The sequence below is a fragment of the Agromyces sp. NPDC058484 genome, from assembly GCF_042720415.1.
Taxonomy (GTDB): domain Bacteria; phylum Actinomycetota; class Actinomycetes; order Actinomycetales; family Microbacteriaceae; genus Agromyces.
This window is the reverse complement of sequence record NZ_JBHXMP010000001.1, coordinates 340,853-359,005: the sequence shown is the minus strand read 5'-3', so window position 1 is coordinate 359,005 and position 18,153 is coordinate 340,853. Positions and strand designations below refer to the sequence as shown.

General features: G+C 70.7%; 17 protein-coding genes, 2 tRNA genes and 1 riboswitch. Of the genes, 14 read left to right on the top strand and 5 right to left on the bottom strand.

Annotation, left to right across the window (positions count from 1 at the left end):
- Positions 1-194 precede the first annotated feature (194 nt).
- The 14 genes from mnmA to ACFWN7_RS01640 all read left to right on the top strand — a co-directional run bounded on the left by mnmA (position 195) and on the right by ACFWN7_RS01640 (position 15,504).
- Positions 195-1,301, top strand: coding sequence for a tRNA 2-thiouridine(34) synthase MnmA (gene mnmA, locus ACFWN7_RS01705; RefSeq protein WP_376936933.1), 1,107 nt, complete (start codon positions 195-197; stop codon positions 1,299-1,301).
- A 76-nt stretch (positions 1,302-1,377) separates the two neighbouring features.
- Positions 1,378-3,711, top strand: a complete 2,334-nt coding sequence (gene ligA / locus ACFWN7_RS01700) for an NAD-dependent DNA ligase LigA (protein WP_376936932.1) — start codon at positions 1,378-1,380, stop codon at positions 3,709-3,711.
- A 122-nt stretch (positions 3,712-3,833) separates the two neighbouring features.
- A complete protein-coding gene (locus ACFWN7_RS01695; protein ID WP_376936931.1) occupies positions 3,834-5,543 on the top strand; it encodes an alkaline phosphatase family protein in 1,710 nt (569 codons plus the stop codon).
- Positions 5,544-5,597: 54 nt separating this feature from the next.
- Complete coding sequence (gatC, locus tag ACFWN7_RS01690; RefSeq protein ID WP_376936930.1) at positions 5,598-5,897, top strand: Asp-tRNA(Asn)/Glu-tRNA(Gln) amidotransferase subunit GatC; 300 nt, start codon at positions 5,598-5,600, stop codon at positions 5,895-5,897.
- Entirely contained in the window at positions 5,894-7,429 is a 1,536-nt protein-coding gene (gene gatA, locus ACFWN7_RS01685) for an Asp-tRNA(Asn)/Glu-tRNA(Gln) amidotransferase subunit GatA (RefSeq protein WP_376936929.1), read from the top strand. Before gatC ends, gatA begins: the two co-directional genes overlap by 4 nt.
- Positions 7,429-8,964 (top strand): Asp-tRNA(Asn)/Glu-tRNA(Gln) amidotransferase subunit GatB, encoded by a 1,536-nt coding sequence (gene gatB, locus ACFWN7_RS01680; protein WP_376936928.1) that lies wholly within the window; start codon positions 7,429-7,431, stop codon positions 8,962-8,964. Before gatA ends, gatB begins: the two co-directional genes overlap by 1 nt.
- Positions 8,965-9,043: 79 nt before the next feature.
- Positions 9,044-9,691, top strand: coding sequence for a hypothetical protein (locus ACFWN7_RS01675; RefSeq protein WP_376936926.1), 648 nt, complete (start codon positions 9,044-9,046; stop codon positions 9,689-9,691).
- Between the two features lie 74 nt (positions 9,692-9,765).
- Complete coding sequence (locus ACFWN7_RS01670; protein WP_376936925.1) at positions 9,766-11,052, top strand: DNA polymerase IV; 1,287 nt, start codon at positions 9,766-9,768, stop codon at positions 11,050-11,052.
- A 30-nt stretch (positions 11,053-11,082) separates the two neighbouring features.
- Complete coding sequence (locus ACFWN7_RS01665; RefSeq protein WP_376936924.1) at positions 11,083-11,415, top strand: hypothetical protein; 333 nt, start codon at positions 11,083-11,085, stop codon at positions 11,413-11,415.
- 72 nt (positions 11,416-11,487) lie between these two features.
- Positions 11,488-11,597: riboswitch (TPP riboswitch) on the top strand.
- Between the two features lie 36 nt (positions 11,598-11,633).
- Positions 11,634-12,263: an ECF transporter S component gene (locus tag ACFWN7_RS01660; RefSeq protein WP_376936923.1), complete on the top strand. Its 630-nt coding sequence runs from the start codon at positions 11,634-11,636 to the stop codon at positions 12,261-12,263.
- Positions 12,264-12,265: 2 nt separating this feature from the next.
- The gene (locus tag ACFWN7_RS01655; protein ID WP_376936922.1) at positions 12,266-13,774 is read left to right on the top strand and encodes an ATP-binding cassette domain-containing protein; all 1,509 of its coding nucleotides are present in this window, start codon (positions 12,266-12,268) and stop codon (positions 13,772-13,774) included.
- A complete protein-coding gene (locus ACFWN7_RS01650; RefSeq protein WP_376936921.1) occupies positions 13,771-14,580 on the top strand; it encodes an energy-coupling factor transporter transmembrane component T family protein in 810 nt (269 codons plus the stop codon). The genes ACFWN7_RS01655 and ACFWN7_RS01650 overlap by 4 nt, the downstream gene beginning before the upstream one ends.
- A complete protein-coding gene (locus tag ACFWN7_RS01645; protein ID WP_376936920.1) occupies positions 14,577-15,239 on the top strand; it encodes an ATP-binding protein in 663 nt (220 codons plus the stop codon). The genes ACFWN7_RS01650 and ACFWN7_RS01645 overlap by 4 nt, the downstream gene beginning before the upstream one ends.
- A gap of 4 nt (positions 15,240-15,243) precedes the next feature.
- The gene (locus ACFWN7_RS01640; RefSeq protein ID WP_376936919.1) at positions 15,244-15,504 is read left to right on the top strand and encodes a hypothetical protein; all 261 of its coding nucleotides are present in this window, start codon (positions 15,244-15,246) and stop codon (positions 15,502-15,504) included.
- Positions 15,505-15,522: 18 nt separating this feature from the next.
- Here ACFWN7_RS01640 and ACFWN7_RS01635 read toward each other — a convergent pair whose 3' ends face one another.
- The 5 genes from ACFWN7_RS01635 to ACFWN7_RS01615 form a co-directional block, all read right to left on the bottom strand.
- Positions 15,523-16,779, bottom strand: a complete 1,257-nt coding sequence (locus ACFWN7_RS01635) for a hypothetical protein (RefSeq protein ID WP_376936918.1) — start codon at positions 16,777-16,779, stop codon at positions 15,523-15,525.
- 24 nt (positions 16,780-16,803) lie between these two features.
- Positions 16,804-17,151 (bottom strand): metallopeptidase family protein, encoded by a 348-nt coding sequence (locus tag ACFWN7_RS01630; protein ID WP_376936917.1) that lies wholly within the window; start codon positions 17,149-17,151, stop codon positions 16,804-16,806.
- A gap of 119 nt (positions 17,152-17,270) precedes the next feature.
- A tRNA-His gene (locus ACFWN7_RS01625) sits at positions 17,271-17,346 on the bottom strand.
- Positions 17,347-17,390: 44 nt separating this feature from the next.
- The gene (orn, locus tag ACFWN7_RS01620) at positions 17,391-18,011 is read right to left on the bottom strand and encodes an oligoribonuclease (protein WP_376936916.1); all 621 of its coding nucleotides are present in this window, start codon (positions 18,009-18,011) and stop codon (positions 17,391-17,393) included.
- A 62-nt stretch (positions 18,012-18,073) separates the two neighbouring features.
- Positions 18,074-18,146, bottom strand: a tRNA-Arg gene (locus ACFWN7_RS01615).
- Between the last annotated feature and the right edge of the window lie 7 nt (positions 18,147-18,153).

The window sequence follows — 18,153 nt, the reverse complement described above, 5'->3', positions numbered from 1 at the left end:
CCCGGCCGGGCGGGGCCCCCCCGCCCCCCCCCCCCCGCGGGGGGTTCCCGCCCAACATGACCCACGCCCCACCTTGCGCAGCCCGGGAAACCACCCCCGGAGCGAGCCTGGCGGCGATCGCGCGCGGCGGGGCGCTGCGGCATCCAGAGCCGTCCGAGGCATCCGCTCAGGCGCGCCTGCCTACACTGGAAGGCGTGAAGGTTCTCGCAGCGATGAGCGGCGGCGTCGACAGCGCCGTCGCCGCCGCGCGCGCCGTGGAGGCCGGGCATGACGTGGTGGGGGTGCACTTGGCGCTCAGCCGCATGCCGGGCACCCTGCGCACCGGCAGCCGCGGCTGCTGCACCATCGAAGACTCGATGGACGCCCAGCGCGCCGCGAACGTGCTCGGCATCCCGTACTACGTGTGGGACTTCTCCGAGCGCTTCAAAGCCGACGTCGTCGACGATTTCGTGGCCGAGTACTCGGCCGGCCGCACCCCGAATCCGTGCATGCGCTGCAACGAGCGCATCAAGTTCGCGGCCCTGCTCGAGAAGGCGCTCGCGCTCGGCTTCGATGCCGTCGCCACCGGCCACTACGCCAAGATCGTGACGGATGCCGCGGGCCACCGCGAGCTCCACCGCGCGAGCGCCGAGGCCAAGGACCAGAGCTACGTGCTCGGTGTGCTCACGGCCGAGCAGCTCGCGCACGCGTTCTTCCCGCTCGGCGACACGCCCTCGAAGCAGCTCGTGCGCGAGGAGGCGGCTCGCCGCGGGCTGAGCGTCGCGCAGAAGCCAGACTCCTACGACATCTGCTTCATCCCCGACGGCGACACGAAGGGCTGGCTCGCCGAGCGCGTCGGCGTCGAGACGGGCGCGATCGTCGAGCGCGACGGCACGATCGTCGGCTCGCATGAGGGCGCGCACGCGTACACCGTCGGCCAGCGACGGGGGCTCCGCATCGGCACGCCCGCGCCCGACGGACGGCCGCGGTTCGTGCTCGAGGTGCGTCCGAAGGAGAACACCGTCGTCGTGGGCCCGAAGGAGGCGCTCGCGACTGCCGAGATCGCCGGATCCCGGTTCTCCTGGGCGGGAATGCCTCCGGCTTCGCCCCAGGTGCCGTTCGCGTGCGAGGTGCAGATCCGCGCGCACGCCGACCCGGTTTCCGCGGTCGCAGTGCTCGTGGGCGACGAGCTCGTCGTCACCCCGGAGCATCCGCTCGACGGCGTCGCACCCGGCCAGACCGCCGTCATCTACGTCGGTACCCGCGTACTGGGTCAATTCACGATCGACCGCACGGTGAGCGCGGTGCCGGTCGGCGCGTAGCGCGCCGCCGGCTCCTGTCCGAGGCATCCGCAGAGGCATCCGGTGTCGTGTCGGCTGTCCCTCCTAGGATGACCATGTGAGCGATATCTCCACCGATTTCGAGTCCGCACGTGCCGAAGCCGATGCACTCGCCGAACGGATCGAACGCCATCGCACCGCCTACTACTCCGAGGGCGTGAGCCTCGTGAGCGACGCGGAGTACGACGTCGACTTCCACCGGCTCGAGGCCCTGGAGCGTGCGTTCCCCGAGCTCGCCGGGCAGGACAGCCCGACCCAGCAGGTCGGAGCGGCGACCGTGTCGGCGGGCTTCCCGTCGCACGAGCACGCCGAGCGGATGCTGAGCCTCGACAACGTGTTCTCGGTCGACGAGTTCCGCGAGTGGGCCGCGAAGGTGCAGGCTGCCGCGGGCCGGTCGGTGCGCTGGCTCAGCGAGCTCAAGATCGACGGGCTCGCGATCAGCCTCGCGTACCGCGACGGCGTGCTCGAGACGGCGACGACCCGCGGCGACGGTCGGGTGGGCGAGGACATCACCGAGAACGTCGCGTGGATCCCCGCGATCCCGCGCCGGCTCACGGGCACCGGATACCCGCCGTTCTTCGAGGTGCGCGGCGAGGTGTTCCTCAGCACAGAGGACTTCGAGGCGCTGAACCGGCGCCAGCACGAGCTGCAGGCCTCGTTCGCGGCCGCACAGCGCGCCAAGGGCCGCCCCGAGGAGGCGATCCCGACCCGGTTCGCCGAATTCGCGAACGCGCGCAACACCGCGGCCGGCAGCCTGCGGCAGCGGCGCGAGAACAAGAGCGGAGCGGAGCTCGACCTCATGCGCGAACGGCTCGGCCGGCTCTCGCTGTACCTGCACGGCATCGGCGCGTGGGAGCACCCGTCGGTCGAGGGGCAGTCCGACATCTATGCGCTGCTCTCAGCGTGGGGCCTGCCGGCCTCGCCGTACACGCGGGTGTTCGGCTCCATCGACGAGGTGGCTGAGTTCATCGCGCACTGGGGCGAGCACCGCCACGACGTCGAGCACGAGATCGACGGCATCGTCGTCAAGGTCGACGAACTCGCGCTCCACGCCGAACTCGGTGCCACCAGCCGTGCGCCCCGCTGGGCGATCGCCTACAAGTACCCGCCCGAGGAGGTGCACACGAAACTGCTCGACATCCAGGTCGGCATAGGCCGCACCGGCCGGGCCACGCCGTTCGCGGTGATGGCGCCGGTGAAGGTCGCCGGCAGCACGGTGCGCCAGGCGACGCTGCACAACCAGCACGTCGTGAAGGCGAAGGGGGTGCTCATCGGCGACACCGTCGTGCTGCGCAAGGCAGGCGATGTGATCCCCGAGATCCTCGGCGCAGTCGAGCAGTTGCGCGACGGCACCGAACGTGAATGGCACATGCCGGAGTCCTGCCCGGAGTGCGGCACGCCGCTGCGGCCGATGAAGGAGGGCGACATCGACCTGCGATGCCCGAATGCGGAGTCCTGCCCCGCCCAGGTGCGCGGGCGGGTCGACCACATCGGCTCGCGCAGCGCCCTCGACATCGAGGCACTCGGCGAGGTCACGGCCGCAGCACTCACGCAGCCGTCCTTCCCCGCTGTGCCGCCCCTGCGCACCGAGGCGCGCCTGTTCGAACTCACCGTCGATGAACTCGTGCCGATCGAGGTCGTCGTGCGCGATGCCGAGACGGGCGAGCCGAAGGTCGCCGAGGGCAGCGGCGAGCCCGTTCGGCGGGCGCCGTTCCAGAAGGTGCGGCTCACGTACCCGCCCGGCACCGAACACCTCGACGCGGCGGAGCGTCGCCGCGCGCGTGTCCGCAAGGACTACCGCGAATCGCTCCCGTCGGAGGTCGCGACCAAGCTCGTCGCCGAGCTCGGGAAGGCGAAGACGAGACCCTTCTGGCGCCTCCTCGTCGCCCTCAACATCCGGCATGTCGGCCCGGTGGCCGCGCGGGCGCTCGCCGACTGGTTCGGCTCGCTCGACGCGATCCGGGCAGCGACTCGCGACGAACTCGCCGAGGTCGAGGGCGTCGGCGGCATCATCGCTGATTCACTGGTCGAATGGTTCAGCGTCGACTGGCATCGCGAGATCGTCGACCGCTGGGCGGCGGCGGGCGTGCAGTGGTCGACCCCGGGCCATCCGGGCCCGGGTGGCGCGACGAACTCCGGCGGCGTGCTCGCAGGTCTCACCGTCGTCGCCACCGGGTCCCTCGACGGCTTCAGTCGAGAGGGCGCCCAGGAGGCGATCATCACGGCGGGCGGCAAGGCGGCGTCGAGCGTCTCGAAGAAGACCGACTTCGTGGCGGCAGGTCCCGGTGCAGGATCCAAACGAACGAAGGCCGAGGAGCTCGGCATCCGGATCATCGACGCCGCGCAGTTCGCGGTACTCGTGACCGAAGGGCCGGGGGCGCTCGACCGGTAGCGTCGTGCGCGGGATCGCAGACAGGGGAACGGATGCCACCAGAATCGGCCGACAGCGACGGTGGGCCCGCCGGCGAGGAACTGCCGGGAGCATCGCCATCGAGCACATCTCGGCGCGACTTCTTGAGGATCGGCGGCGCTGCGGCCGCCGGCGCCGTCGTGGGCGGCGGCATCGGCGCCGCGGTCGGCGCCGCGGTGGGCCACTCCGCGGGCGTCGCCGAGGGTGCTGACGACTTCGTCGCACTCCCGCCCCGTGCGAAGGCGGGCTTCGATCACCTCGTCGTCGTGATGGCTGAGAACCGGTCGTTCGACAACCTGCTCGGCTGGTTGTACGCGCCCGACGACCTGCCGAACGGGGCGCAATTCGACGGACTCGCGTTCGGCGACTACGCGAACGCGGCGCCCGACGGCACACTCATTCCGGCGCACGTCTACGACGAGGGCACCACGGACGAGATCATGGGTCGGCCGAACCCCGACCCCGGCGAGGAGTATCCGCACGTCAATACCCAGCTCTTCGGCACCGTGGACCCGCCCACCAACGCCGAGCTGTTCGTCGAGCACATGCAGGCGCCGTACAACGCGCCTCCGCCGAACACCGAGGCGACGATGTCGGGGTTCGTCACCGACTACATCGTGAACTTCGAACGGCTGAAGAAGGGCACCGCGCCGACGCCCGAGGAGTATCGGCAGATCATGGGATCGTTCTCGCCCGAGATGCTGCCCGTACTCTCCACCCTCGCGAAGAACTTCGCGGTCTACGACCACTGGCACTGCGCCGTGCCGTCCCAGACGTTCTGCAACCGCTCCTTCTTCCACGCCTCCACCTCGCACGGGTTCGTGACGAACAAGCACGGCGGCGGCTACGACAAGTGGCTCGACGCCGAGGCCTCGCCCACGATCTTCAACCGTCTCGAGGAGGCCGGGCTCACGTGGCGCGTCTACTACGACGACCTCCAGCTCGTTTCGTTCACGGGCGTGCTCCACGCGCCGGTGCTCCAGAAGTACTGGCGCACCGAGCGATTCGCGACGATGCAGCAGTTCTACGACGACGTACGAACCGGCAACCTCCCCGGGTATGCGTTCATCGAGCCGCGCATGACCTACAACCACAACGACTTCCATCCACCGTTCGGCAAGCTTCGCGAGAGCGACGTCGACGGAATGGAGGTGGTCGACAGCGCCGTGTCGGATGTCCGCGCCGGTGAGGCGCTGATCCACGACATCTACGAGGCGATCCGCCGCAGCGCGAGTCCCGACGGGTCGAACGCGCTGAACACGATGCTGCTCCTCACCTTCGATGAGCACGGTGGCACATACGACCACGTCCCGCCGCCGCCCGCGACGCCGCCGCACGCCGAGTCGACGGGCGAGATGGGGTTCGAGTTCGACCGGCTCGGATGCCGCGTGCCCGCGATCGCCGTGTCCGCGTACACGCAGGCCGGCACCGTGATCAACGACGAGATGCATCACGGATCGGTCATCGCGACCCTGTCGCGCCTGCACGGGCTGAAGCCGCTGACCCGCCGCGACGCGGGCGCGAACGACATGTTCAACGCCGTGAATCTCACCCGGCCGAGGCAACCGATCACCTGGCCGCACACGACGCCGCAGTTCCTGCCGCCGAACCCCCAGGCGTCGGCACCGCACCCGGCGCATGCCCACAGGGACAAACCCCTGAGCCCGCCCGCCCGAGGGCTCCTCGGCCTGCTGCTCGCGAGGTTCGGCCGCGCCGACGACCCAGAGCCGCAGACCTACGCGGAGGCGTACGAGCTGCTCCACGAGCTCGGCATCGGGTTGTTCGGCAAGCCCGCCGAAGAGGCACCCGAGTGATCCCCGGAGCCCCGATAGAATCGGGTGATCCCCACCCCGACACGACGGAGCAGCATGCCTGAAATCAGTGCGGAGCAGGTCGCCCACCTCGCGAACCTCGCCCGCATCGCGCTCACCGACGAAGAGATCGAGCACCTCACGGCCGAGCTCGGCCAGATCATGCACGCGGTCGAGAAGGTGAGCGAGGTGGCCACGCCCGACGTGCCGCCGACCAGCCACCCGATCCCCATGCAGAACGTCTTCCGCGAAGACATCGTCGGCACGACGCTCACGAACGAGCAGGCGCTCGCCGGTGCTCCCGAGGCCGATGGCTCCCGCTTCGTGGTGTCCGCGATCCTGGGGGAGGAGCAGTGAGCGAGCACCTGATCCGCCTCTCCGCGGCGGCACTCGGCGAGCGCCTTGCGGCCGGCGAAATCTCTTCGGTCGAGACGACCCGCGCCCACCTCGATCGCATCGCCGCCGTCGACGGCGCCGTGCACGCGTTCCTCCACGTCGACGCCGAACGAGCGATCGAGACCGCCGCCGACGTCGACCGTCGTCGCGCCGCGGGCGAGGCCCTCGGGCCCCTCGCCGGCGTGCCGATCGCCGTCAAAGACGTGCTCGTCACCGAGGGCATGCCCTCCACGGCGGGCTCCCGCATCCTCGAGGGCTGGGTGCCGCCGTACGACGCGACACCTGTGCGCAGAGTGCGCGAGGCCGGCATGATCCCGCTCGGCAAGACCAACATGGACGAGTTCGCCATGGGTTCTTCCACCGAGCACTCAGCCTACGGTCCGACGTTCAACCCGTGGGACCTCGAACGCATCCCCGGGGGTTCCGGCGGCGGCTCCGCGGCATCCGTCGCCGCCTTCGAGGCACCCCTCGCGCTCGGCAGCGACACGGGCGGTTCGATCCGCCAGCCTGCGCACGTCACGGGAACGGTGGGTGTGAAGCCCACGTATGGCGGTGTGAGCCGTTACGGCTCGATCGCCCTCGCCTCGTCGCTCGACCAGATCGGCCCGGTCACCCGCACGGTGCTCGACGCGGCGCTGCTGCACGACATCATCGCCGGGCATGACCCCCTCGACTCCACCTCGATCGCCGACCCGTGGCCGTCCATGGCCGATGCCGTCAGGCGGGCGGATGTCGCGGGCCTCCGCATCGGCGTCGTGAAGCAGCTCGACTCCGACGGCTTCCAGGCGGGCGTGCGACAGCGTTTCCACGAGGCGCTCGCGCTGCTCGAACGCAACGGCGCCGAGATCGTCGAGGTCAGCGCGCCGCACTTCGAGTATTCGATCGCCGCGTACTACCTGATCCTGCCCGCCGAGGCGTCCTCGAACCTCGCGAAATTCGACTCGGTGCGCTTCGGCCTGCGGGTGACGCCCGACGGCGGCGGCACGGTCGAGCAGGTCATGGCCGCCACCCGTGAGGCGGGCTTCGGGCCCGAGGTCAAGCGCCGCATCATCCTCGGCACCTACGCGCTCTCGGCGGGGTACTACGACGCCTACTACGGCAGCGCGCAGAAGGTGCGCACGCTCGTGCAGCGCGACTTCGACGCGGCGTTCGCGAACGTCGACGTGCTCGCCACGCCGACCGCGCCCACGACCGCCTTCAAGCTCGGCGAGAAGCTCGACGACCCGCTCGCGATGTACCTTAACGACGTCGCGACGATCCCGGCGAACCTCGCGGGCGTCCCGGGCATCTCGGTGCCCGCCGGGCTCGCACCCGAAGACGGGCTGCCCGTCGGCATCCAGTTCCTCGCGCCCGCGCGCGAGGACGCCCGACTCTACAACGTGGGCGGCGCCCTCGAGCAGTTGCTCCTCGCCGAGTGGGGCGGTCCTCTGCTCGATCGGGCGCCCGACCTCTCCCGACACGAGCTCACCGCGACCGAGGAGGGCGCACTCTGATGGCGCGCGCAGACCTGATGGACTTCGACAATGCGCTCGAGCTCTTCGAGCCGGTGATCGGCCTCGAGGTGCACGTCGAGCTGAACACGACGACGAAGATGTTCTCCTCGGCGCCGAACCCGGCGAACTCCGAGTTCCACGGAGCCGACCCCAACACGCTGATCACGCCGGTGTGCCTCGGTCTGCCCGGATCACTGCCCGTCGTGAACGGCCAGGCGGTGCGTCACTCGATCTCGCTCGGGCTCGCCCTCGGCTGCTCGATCGCTCCCACGAGCCGGTTCGCGCGCAAGAACTACTTCTACCCCGACCTCGCGAAGAACTACCAGATCTCGCAGTACGACGAGCCGATCGCCTTCGACGGCTCGGTCGAGGTCGAGCTCGACGGCGGCCGCACCTTCACGGTACCGATCGAGCGCGCGCACATGGAGGAGGATGCCGGCAAGCTCACCCACGTCGGCGGATCGACCGGCCGCATCCAGGGCGCAGAGTACTCGCTCGTCGACTACAACCGTGCGGGCGTGCCGCTCGTCGAGATCGTGACGCGACCGATCTTCGGCGGCGAAGCGGATGCCCCCGCGCTCGCTCGCGCGTACGTGGCGACGATCCGCGACATCGTGCTCTCGCTCGGCATCTCCGAGGCCCGCATGGAGCGCGGCAACCTTCGCTGCGACGCCAACGTGTCACTCCGTCGCCGTGTTCCGGTGGGTGAGCCTGTCGAACCCCTCGGCACCCGCACCGAGACGAAGAACGTCAACTCGATGCGGTCGATCGAGCGCGCGGTGCGCTACGAGATCCAGCGCCAGGCGGCCATCCTCGCCAAGGGCGGCTCGATCACGCAGGAGACGCGTCACTGGCACGAAGACACCGGCACGACGAGCGCCGGGCGACCGAAGTCCGACGCCGACGACTACCGCTACTTCCCCGAGCCCGACCTGCTCCCGGTCGAGCCGTCGAAGGAGCTCATCGACGAACTGCGTGCGGCCCTTCCCGAGCCGCCCGCCGCCCATCGCCGCCGCCTCAAGGCGGAGTGGGGCTTCACCGACCTCGAGTTCCAGGACGTGGTGAACGGCGGCCTCCTCGTCGAGGTCGCCGAGACGGTCGCAGCAGGCGCGTCGCCCGCGGCAGCGCGCAAGTGGTGGACGGGCGAGCTCACCCGCCTCGCGAACGCGCAGGAGACGGATGCCGCGGCGCTCGCGACTCCCGTACAGGTCGCCGAACTGGCGGCACTCGTCGACGCCGGCACGCTCACCGACCGGCTCGCCCGGCAGGTGCTCGAGGGAGTCGCGGCGGGGGAGGGCTCGCCGCAGCAGATCGTCGACGCGCGCGGCCTCGCGGTCGTCTCCGACGACGGTGCGCTCGTCGCGGCCATCGACGAGGCGCTCGCGTCACAGCCCGACGTGCTCGCGAAGATCCGCGACGGCAAGGTGCAGGCCGCCGGCGCCGTGATCGGGGCGGTCATGAAGGCGATGCACGGCAAGGCGGATGCCGCGCGCGTGCGCGAGCTGGTGCTCGAGCGCGCGGGCGAGGCATCCTGACGCCCCTGCACGCCGTTCACAGCGGGTTCAATGCCGGCGACCGTAGAGTGGTCGTCCCCTGAGGATTGACGAGGACACCATGGGCTTCCTGGATCGACTGTTCGGCGCACCCGACGAGCGCGAGACCCCGCCGGTGCGTCAGGCTCCGCCCGCCCGGCAGCTGAGCGAAGACGAACTGGCCGTCGAGCGCTACCGATACCTGCTGCGCACGGCTCCGCCCGAGTCGATCGAGGCGGTGCACGCCGAGGCGTTCGCGAAGCTCACCCCTGCGCAGCGCGCGGAGGTCTATCGCGCCCTCGCCGAGCAGGCACCGGCCGGAGAGCGCATCGCCTCCGACGACCCGGCGGCGCTCGCTCGCGCCGCAACCCGCGCCGAGGTGCGCTCGCCGGGCTCCATGGAGCGGGCATTCGCCGGCGCGAACACCGGCAACGCCCGCTCCGCGCAGGCCGGTCCCTCGATGGGTGCGATGATCGGCAGCTCCATGCTCGGCACGATCGCCGGTGTCGTCATCGGATCCGCGATCGCCCAGGCGTTCCTTCCCGACCCGTCCTCGCTCGAGGCCGGCGGCGGCGAGGCGGGCACGGATGCCGCGGCAGACGCCGGCTCGGCCGACGCATCCGGTGCGGACGCAGCCGGTGCCGACGCGGGCGGCTTCGACGGCGGCGGGGGTGACTTCGGCGGAGGCGGCTTCGGCGACTTCGGCGGAGGCGGCGACTTCGGATTCTGAACAGGTCGAATCCGCCGCGGGTTGACGGCGCCGGCGAAGGACTCGATGACGGCGGCACGGGTTAGGGTCGCAGCATGAGCAAGCAGGACGGCTCGTCACGCCAGGTCACGACGGGTCCGGTCGACGACTCCGCGACCCCGATCCTGCACGTCGACATGGACGCTTTCTTCGTCTCGGTCGAACTCCTGAAGCGACCCGATCTCCGCGGCAGGCCCGTGCTCGTCGGCGGCACCGCCGGCCGTGGCGTCGTGGCGGCGGCGAGCTACGAGGCACGCCGGTTCGGCGTCAATTCCGCGATGCCGATGTCGATCGCCCTGCAGCGCTGCCCGAACGCCGTGGTGCTCCGCGGTGACTACGCGAGCTACGCGAAGTACTCGAAGCAGGTCATGACGATCTTCGAGCAGATCACGCCGCTCGTCGAGCCGCTCTCGATCGATGAGGCGTTCCTCGACGTATCGGGCGCTCGGCGCCTGCATGGCAGCCCCGCCGAGATCGCGTGGACCGTTCGCGAGCGCGTCCGCGCAGAGACCGGGCTCACCTGCTCGATCGGCGTCGCGGCGACGAAGTACGTCGCGAAGGTAGCCTCGAGTCGGGCGAAGCCCGACGGCATGCTCGTCGTGCCGGCCGCCGACACCGTCGGGTTCCTGCATCCACTGCCGGTCTCGGCGTTGTGGGGGGTCGGAAGGGTCACCGAGGAGTCGCTCCTGCGCCTCGGGCTCCGCACCGTCGGCGATGTCGCCGCGATGCCCCACGACGCGCTCGAACGGGCCGTCGGGCCGGCGCTCGCGTCGAGGCTCGAGCGCCTCGCGAACGGCATCGACCCGCGCGACGTGCACACCACCCGCGTCGAGAAGAGCATCGGCCACGAGAACACCTTCGGCCACGATCTCACCGACCCCGTCGAGATCCGCCGCGAGCTCCTGCGCCTCTCCGACAACGTGGCGGTGCGGCTGCGCAAGTCCGGGCTCGTCGGCCGAACTGTCGTGCTGAAGCTGCGCTACGGCGACTTCCGCACCGTCACGCGGTCGCGCACCCTGGGCGAGCCGACGGATGTCGCGCGCCGCATCTACGACGAGGCATCCGACGCGCTCACCGAACTCATCGGCGACGGCGAGCGCGTGCGCCTCATCGGCGTGCGGGCCGAGCACCTGCGAGCCTCCGGCAGTGGCGCGCTGCTGTGGGATCCCGACGAGGAGTGGCGTGACGCCGAGCGAACGATCGACGAGGTCACCGCGCGGTTCGGCAAGGGTGCGGTGCGCCCGGCAACGCTCGTGCGGCGAGGCGACGAGCGTCGACGGGATCGACCGCGCGACGGCGGCGACGACGACGCGGCTACCGCAGCTGCCGGGTGGGGGTGGTAGGCCGCGGCATCCGCGAGTAGCGTTGCCCGCATGGCTGAACTCGTACTGGAACTCGCAGAGACCGTTGCCGGCGTCGGGGTGAAGACCTCCTACGGCGAAACGCTCGACATCGACGGCACGAAGGTCGTTCCGGTGGCGCTCGGCTACTACGGATTCGGCGGTGGCGGCGGCAGCGACCAGAAGGGCGACCAAGGCAGTGGCGGCGGTGGGGGCGGCATCTCCATTCCCCTTGGGGCATATGTCGGCCGTCGCGGCGACGTGCGCTTCGAGCCGAACCTCATCGGGCTGCTCCTCGTCGCCACGCCGCTCGTCTGGGTCACCGGCAAAGCACTGAAGGCGGTCATCCGCGCATTGAAGCGCTGACCTTGGGCATCGAGTTGTGATCCCGCCCCGAGCGGGTGACGTGTATCGGCGACCTCCGCCCGGCGTATACTCGATCTCGAACACGGGAGTCCGGTGAGCCGGGCTGAGAGGAAGGTTCTCAACCTTCGACCGTCGAACCTGATCTGGGTCATGCCAGCGCAGGGAGGGCAACGATCTCGAATCCCGTGCCTCTTTCATCGACCAGAAAGGGCACGACAGTGCACGCAACCGCCGCCTCCTCCACCATCGCGCGTTCCGGCGGGCGTCGATTCCGCTGGAGGGTCGTCGACATCGTCGTGGCCAGCGTCATCGGCGTCGCGACCGGCCTCGTCTTCCTGTTCTGGAACAACATCGGCTACGCATGGTTCTCCGCGGCCGACGCCGTGACACCCGGCCTCGGGGGCATCGCCGTGGGAATCTGGCTCATCGGCGGCGTCCTCGGCGGGCTCATCATCCGCAAGCCCGGCGCGGCGCTCTACGTCGAGCTGCTCGCCGCAGTCGTGTCCGCCCTCATCGGCAACCAGTGGGGCATCGAGACGATCTACTCCGGACTCGCGCAGGGCCTCGGCGCTGAACTCGTCTTCGCGGCGTTCGGCTACAAGCGCTTCGGCGTGCTGCCGGCGGCGCTGGCCGGTGCGGCGGCCGGAGCCGCCGCGTGGACCCTCGAGCTGTTCCTCTCGGGCAACCTGCAGAAGTCGGCCGAGTTCCTCGGGCTCTACTTCGTGGCCGTGGTGATCTCGGGCGCGATCCTCGCCGGGGTCCTCGGCTGGATCGTCGTGCGAGCACTTGCGGCGACCGGCGCCCTGCACCGATTCGCGGCCGGGCGGGACGTCGGCGAACGGGTCTGATCGTGTCGGATTCCGCACTCGCAACCCGGCCCGTCCGTGTCGAGGCGCGCGGGTGGGGCTGGCGCCACGCGGGCCGCATCCGTTGGGCGCTCGACGGCATCGACCTCGTCATCGAGGCCGGGGAGCGGGTGCTCCTGCTCGGCCCCTCGGGCTCGGGCAAGTCGTCGCTCCTCCACGCCCTCGCGGGCGTGCACGGCGGCGCCGACGAGGGTGAGGAACGCGGGCAGCTCCTCATCGACGGCGCGCCGACCGGTGCCGCACGCGGACGAGCGGGCCTCGTGCTGCAGGACCCCGACTCCCAGGTGATCCTCGCCCGCGTCGGTGATGACGTGGCGTTCGGCTGCGAGAATCTCGGAGTCTCGCGTGAGGAGACCTGGCGCCGGGTCGGCGAGGCGCTCGACGCCGTCGGGCTCGAAGCGCCGCTGGATCGTCCCACGTCTGCGCTCTCCGGCGGGCAGAAGCAGCGGCTGGCGCTCGCGGGTGCGATCGCCATGCGCCCCGGTCTCCTGCTCCTCGACGAGCCCACGGCGAACCTCGACCCGTCGGGAATCGCGGAGGTGCGCAACGCCGTCGCTCGGGTGCTCGATCGCACCCGCGCCACCTTCGTCGTCGTCGAGCACCGAGTCGACGTGTGGGCCGACCTCGTCGACCGGGTGATCGTGCTCGGCGCCGACGGGCGACTCATCGCCGACGGGGCGCCGGCGGGTGTGCTCGAACGTCACTGCGATGCGCTCCTCGACGCGGGGGTGTGGGTGCCGGGTGTGCCGCTGCCCTTCGAGGGCGGGTCGGATGCCGCGGCCCGGCCGGTCGAGCCCATCCTGGCCGGTAGGCGACTCGCCGTCGGACGGCGCCCGGGAGCGGTCGTGCGCGGGGGCCTCGACGTCGCGCTGCCCGAAGGACGCTCCACCGTGCTGACCGGACCGAACGGTGCGGGCAAGTCGACCTTGGCGCTCACGCTCGGCGGCCTGCTCACGCCGCTCGCCGGCCGGGTCGCGGCATCCGAGTCGCTCGCGTCGGGCCTCGGTTCAGCGCCCATCCGGTGGCGCTCACGCGACCTGCTGACCCGCATCGGCACGGTATTCCAGGAACCGGAGCACCAGTTCGTCGCGTCCAGCGTGCGCGGCGAGGTCGCGGTTGCGCCGCGCGCGCTCGGCCTGCCCTCGTCGGAGATCGAGACCCGCGCCGACGAGGTGCTGGCCCGGCTCCGACTCGATCGCCTCGCCGGGGCGAACCCGTTCACGCTGTCGGGCGGCGAGCAACGGCGATTGTCGGTCGCCGCGGTGCTCGTCGCGCGCCCGCGGGTCGTGATCCTCGACGAACCGACCTTCGGACAGGACAGGGTGACGTGGCTCGAGCTCGTGCGGCTCCTCCGCGAGCTCGTCGACGACGGGGTGACCCTGCTCTCGGTGACGCATGACACGGCGTTCCGTGAGGTGCTCGGCGAACATCGGCTGGAGCTGGCGCCGTTTCCGGACCCCATCACGTCGCATCCGCTCGGAGGTGCCGCATGAGCGCCCAGGCGGCGGCACCACCCGTCGGTGTCGTGCCGGATGCGCCACGACTCCGGTTCGTCGACGGCGTGAACCCGGTCACCCGCCTCGCGGCGGTGATGGTGCTCACGACGCCGCTCCTGCTCACCGTCGACTGGCTGAGCGCCGCCGTGGCCCTCGGGATCCAGCTCGTGCTCTTCGCCCTCGCGGGAGTGACGCCACGGCTCCTGGTGGTGCGCACGTGGCCGATCCTGATCGCCGCCCCGATCGCTGGTGTCAGCATGCTGCTCTACGGACGACCCGAGGGCACGGAGTACTGGGCGTTCTGGCTCGCCCGCATCACCGACGGATCGATCGAGCTCGCCGTCGCGGTCACCGTCCGCGTGCTCGCGATCGGGCTGCCGGCTGCGCTGCTCTTCCTCCGCGTCGACCCGACCGACCTCGCCGACGGGCTGGCGCAGATCGCGCACCTGCCTGCGCGATTCGTACTCGGTGCGCTCGCGGCGACCCGGCTCGTGGGCCTCTTCGTCGAGGATTGGCGTGCGATGGCGCTCTCCCGCCGTGCGCGCGGAATCGGCGACCACGGGGCGCTGCGGCGCGTTGCGACGATGGCCTTCGCGCTCCTCGTGCTTGCGATCCGGCGAGGGAGCAAGCTGGCCACGGCCATGGAGGCGCGGGGGTTCGGCTCGGACATCCCGCGCACGTGGGCCCGGTCGTCGCGGGTCGGAGCCTCCGATGCCGTCCTGCTCGTGCTCGCCGCCGCGATCGCGGCGACCTCCATCGTTCTGGCCGTGTGGGCCGGCACGTTCCATCCGGTATGGGCGTGACGCACGGCGCGTCGGTGCCGCAGCATCCAGCCGGCGCTGGGCGAGGCGTCACAGCGGCATCGGTCCGCGCCGTGATCGCGGCGGCTCGCGGCATCCGTCGCCCGCTGGTCCTCATCGACGGGCCGAGCGGCACGGGCAAGAGCACGCTCGCCGACGCGACGCGTGCGTGGTGGCCGGAAGGACCGCCCGCGCTCGTACGCCTCGACGACGTGTATCCCGGCTGGTCGGGGCTCGAACGCGCCGCCGTCGAGCTCGCGCGATCCCTCGTGCCTCCGCTTCGGCGCGGCGAGATCGGCACCTGGCGACGCTGGGACTGGGCCGGTGATCGCCCCGGCGATCTCATTCGGCTCCGGCCCGGCTCGCCCCTCATCGTCGAGGGCTGCGGCGCGTTCGAGGCGGGCAGGGGCGCCCACGACGCGGTCCGCGTGTGGGTCGACGCACCGGATGCGGTGCGCAGGCGGCGTGCCCTGCACCGCGACAGCGGCGCCTACGATCCCTTCTGGGACATGTGGGAGCGGCAGTGGCGGCGGTACGTGCATCGCACGTCGCCCCTGCGGCTCGCCGACGTTCACGTGAGAGCGGCCCCCGACGGGCCGCCTCGACCCGCCGAGACGTCCCGCGCGGCGCCTGTGCAGGCCCGAGGCGGAGGGCTAACGTAGACGCATGAGCGCAGACACGGCAGGGACCGAGTACGTCGCCGAGTTCGTCGACGGACCCCTCGAGGGCGAGTTCGAGCACCGGGCGCTCCTCGGCGGCAAGCCCGAGTCCAGGGTCGGCATGATGGCCGCGATCGACGGCCTCGAGTCGTTGTTCTGGTACGACGCGGTCGAGCAGCACGAGGTCAACGGGCAGTTGCGCGTGCGCTTCCGGTTCGACGCCGACGACTCCGATCCCGCCGAGTTCGACGAGGACGACAACGACTGATGCGCATCGGCGCGCCGGTCAACCGCTTCGATCGGCGAGGAATGCTTCGATCAGCGGCACCGGGTTCGTGAGCCGCCAGATGGGCCCCGGATCACGGATGTCGCCCGCCAGTTGCAGCGGGGACGCCAGCTCGCCCGCCGCCGACGGCACGGTCACGCGGCCGACCTCGCGCCCGTCGGGCGCGGTCGAGAACGTGTCGACGGTGACGGATGCCTCGCCGAACGCCCTGCCCCACGCGGCATCCGTTCGGCTGACCGATGCGACGACCTCGGCGCCGTCGCCCCACGGCGCCTCGACACGTGCATACGGCGTGCCGGCGGCGATGACTGTCACGGGTGCGGAGGCGGCGACCGCCGACTCGACCGCGGCCGTCACCGCGGGATCCAGCGTCTCGTAGTCGGGCATGAGGAGCATGGCGCCGATGATGCGCTTCGGGGCCTCCGTGTCGCCCTCGGCGGGCAGTTCGGTCGCGAACACGTACGTGAGCGCCGCTTGGTCGGTGAAGCTGCGGCTGATGACGCGCACGCCCTCGGTGCCGCCCGGCCGGGTGATGACATCGGGCACGCTGCGCGCACCGGGCGGCGTCTCGGTCGGTGCGTCGAGCATCGCGGCGAGGGCCGGATCGGCGAGGACGAGGCCCGCGAGACGCGCGAGCTCCTCGGCGGTGCCGACGTTCTCGCCCGAGAGCCCGGTGGCATCGTCGACACGCGTGGCGATGAAGCCCTGCTCGGCGAGCCAGGCGTTCGCGGCCTCGACATACGCGTCGACCGTGCCGAAGGCCCAGCGCGCGAGCGTGTCGGCATGGTTGTTGCTCGACGCGAGCAGCACGGCGCGCACGACGTCGCGCTCCGTCCAGGTCTCGCCGGGGGAGACCTGGAGCGTGCGTGATCCCTCGCCCGAGTAGCGGAGGTAGTCGGTGTAGTCCTCGGGTCCGATGCGGATGGCCGGACCCTCGCCGTCTTCGGGCAGGGGGAGCGACTCGAGGGTCGCGAGCAGGGTCACGAGTTTCGCGGCACCGCCGATCGGGACGGCACCTGCCTCGCCTGCCACGGCGATGGTCTGGCTCGTGCCGTCGTCTGAGATCACCGCGAGGGCGCTCGCGCCGGCCTCTGGGAGCGCGAGCGAACGTGCGTCCGTGCCGGCGGTCGCCGCCGGTACGAGTCGCATGGTCACCTGGGGCAGGGGACCGAGCAGCATCGCCGGGCCGTAGACGCCGACGCCGATGATGGCGAGCGCGCCGACGACGATGCCGACGATGCGGCCGGGGGAGATCATGGTTTCAGCGTATCCCGGCGTGGATCAGGCCCAGCCCAGCTCGTGCAGCCGGTCGTCGTCGATGCCGTAGAAGTGGGCGATCTCGTGCACGAGGGTGACGTGGATCTCGTCGCGGAGTTCGTCTTCGTCGGCCGCGATCGCCAGCAGCGGCTCGCGGTACAGGATGATGCGGTCGGGCATCTCCCCGAACCCGTACCGGTCGCGCTCGGTGAGCGCGACGCCCTCGTAGAGGCCCAGCAGGTCGAGGGATCCGTCCTCGGGGCGATCTTCGACGACGAAGACGACGTTCTCGAGACCATCGACCATGTCGTCGGGAAGCCGGTCGAGCTCGTCGACGACGAGAGCCTCGAACGCTTCGGCATCGAGCTGCACGACCTGCTCCGATCGGTGCGGGATGGCGAAGGACTGGCGCGGAGGGTGCACGACTTGGGGTGAGTAACGGGGCTTGAACCCGCGACCTGGTCTTGGACTCTGCGCCACAACCAGGCGCATGGGGTGAGTAACGGGGCTTGAACCCGCGACCTCCTGGACCACAACCAGGCGCTCTACCGACTGAGCTATACCCACCATGTGTCGATCGCCGAAGCGATCAGGCAACTCAAAAGAGACTACTACACCTTGGCGTCGAACTCGTCCACCACGGAGGCGGCGAGCGTCTGGAGTTCCTGGCTCGACGGGCCCGGCTCGGCGACGAACACCGCCCGCCGATAGTAGTGCAGCTCGCGAATGGACTCGAGGATGTCGGCCAGCGCCCGATGGCCGCCGCTCTTCGCCGGGGAGTTGAAGTAGGCGCGCGGAAACCAGCGCTTGGCGAGTTCCTTGATCGACGACACGTCGACGTTGCGATAGTGCAGGTGCGCGTCGAGCCGCGGCATGAACTTGGCGAGGAACGCGCGGTCGGTGCCGATCGAATTGCCGGCAAGCGGGGCCTTCTGCTCGTCTGGTACGTGCTTCAGCACGTACTCGAGGACCTCGTACTCGGCCTCGGCGACGCTGACGCCGCTGGGGATCTCCTCGATGAGACCCGACTCGGTGTGCATCGCCCGCACGAACTCGCCCATCGACTCGAGTGCGCTCGCATCGGGCTTGATGACGATGCTGAGCCCGGCGTCGACCGGGTTCAGCTCGTAGTCGGTGATCACGACGGCGATCTCGACGAGCTCGTCGACCTCGAGGTCGAGCCCGGTCATCTCGCAGTCGATCCAGACCAGTCGGTCGCTCGGGGTTGCCATGGAGCGAGTCTAACGGGGCCGTCGGACAGTGGGTCCGGGCTCCCGCGGGGCATCGGGATCGGTGCCCCCGGCAGGAATTGAACCTGCGACCAAGAGATTAGAAGGCTCCTGCTCTATCCGCTGAGCTACGGGGGCGGCGGTG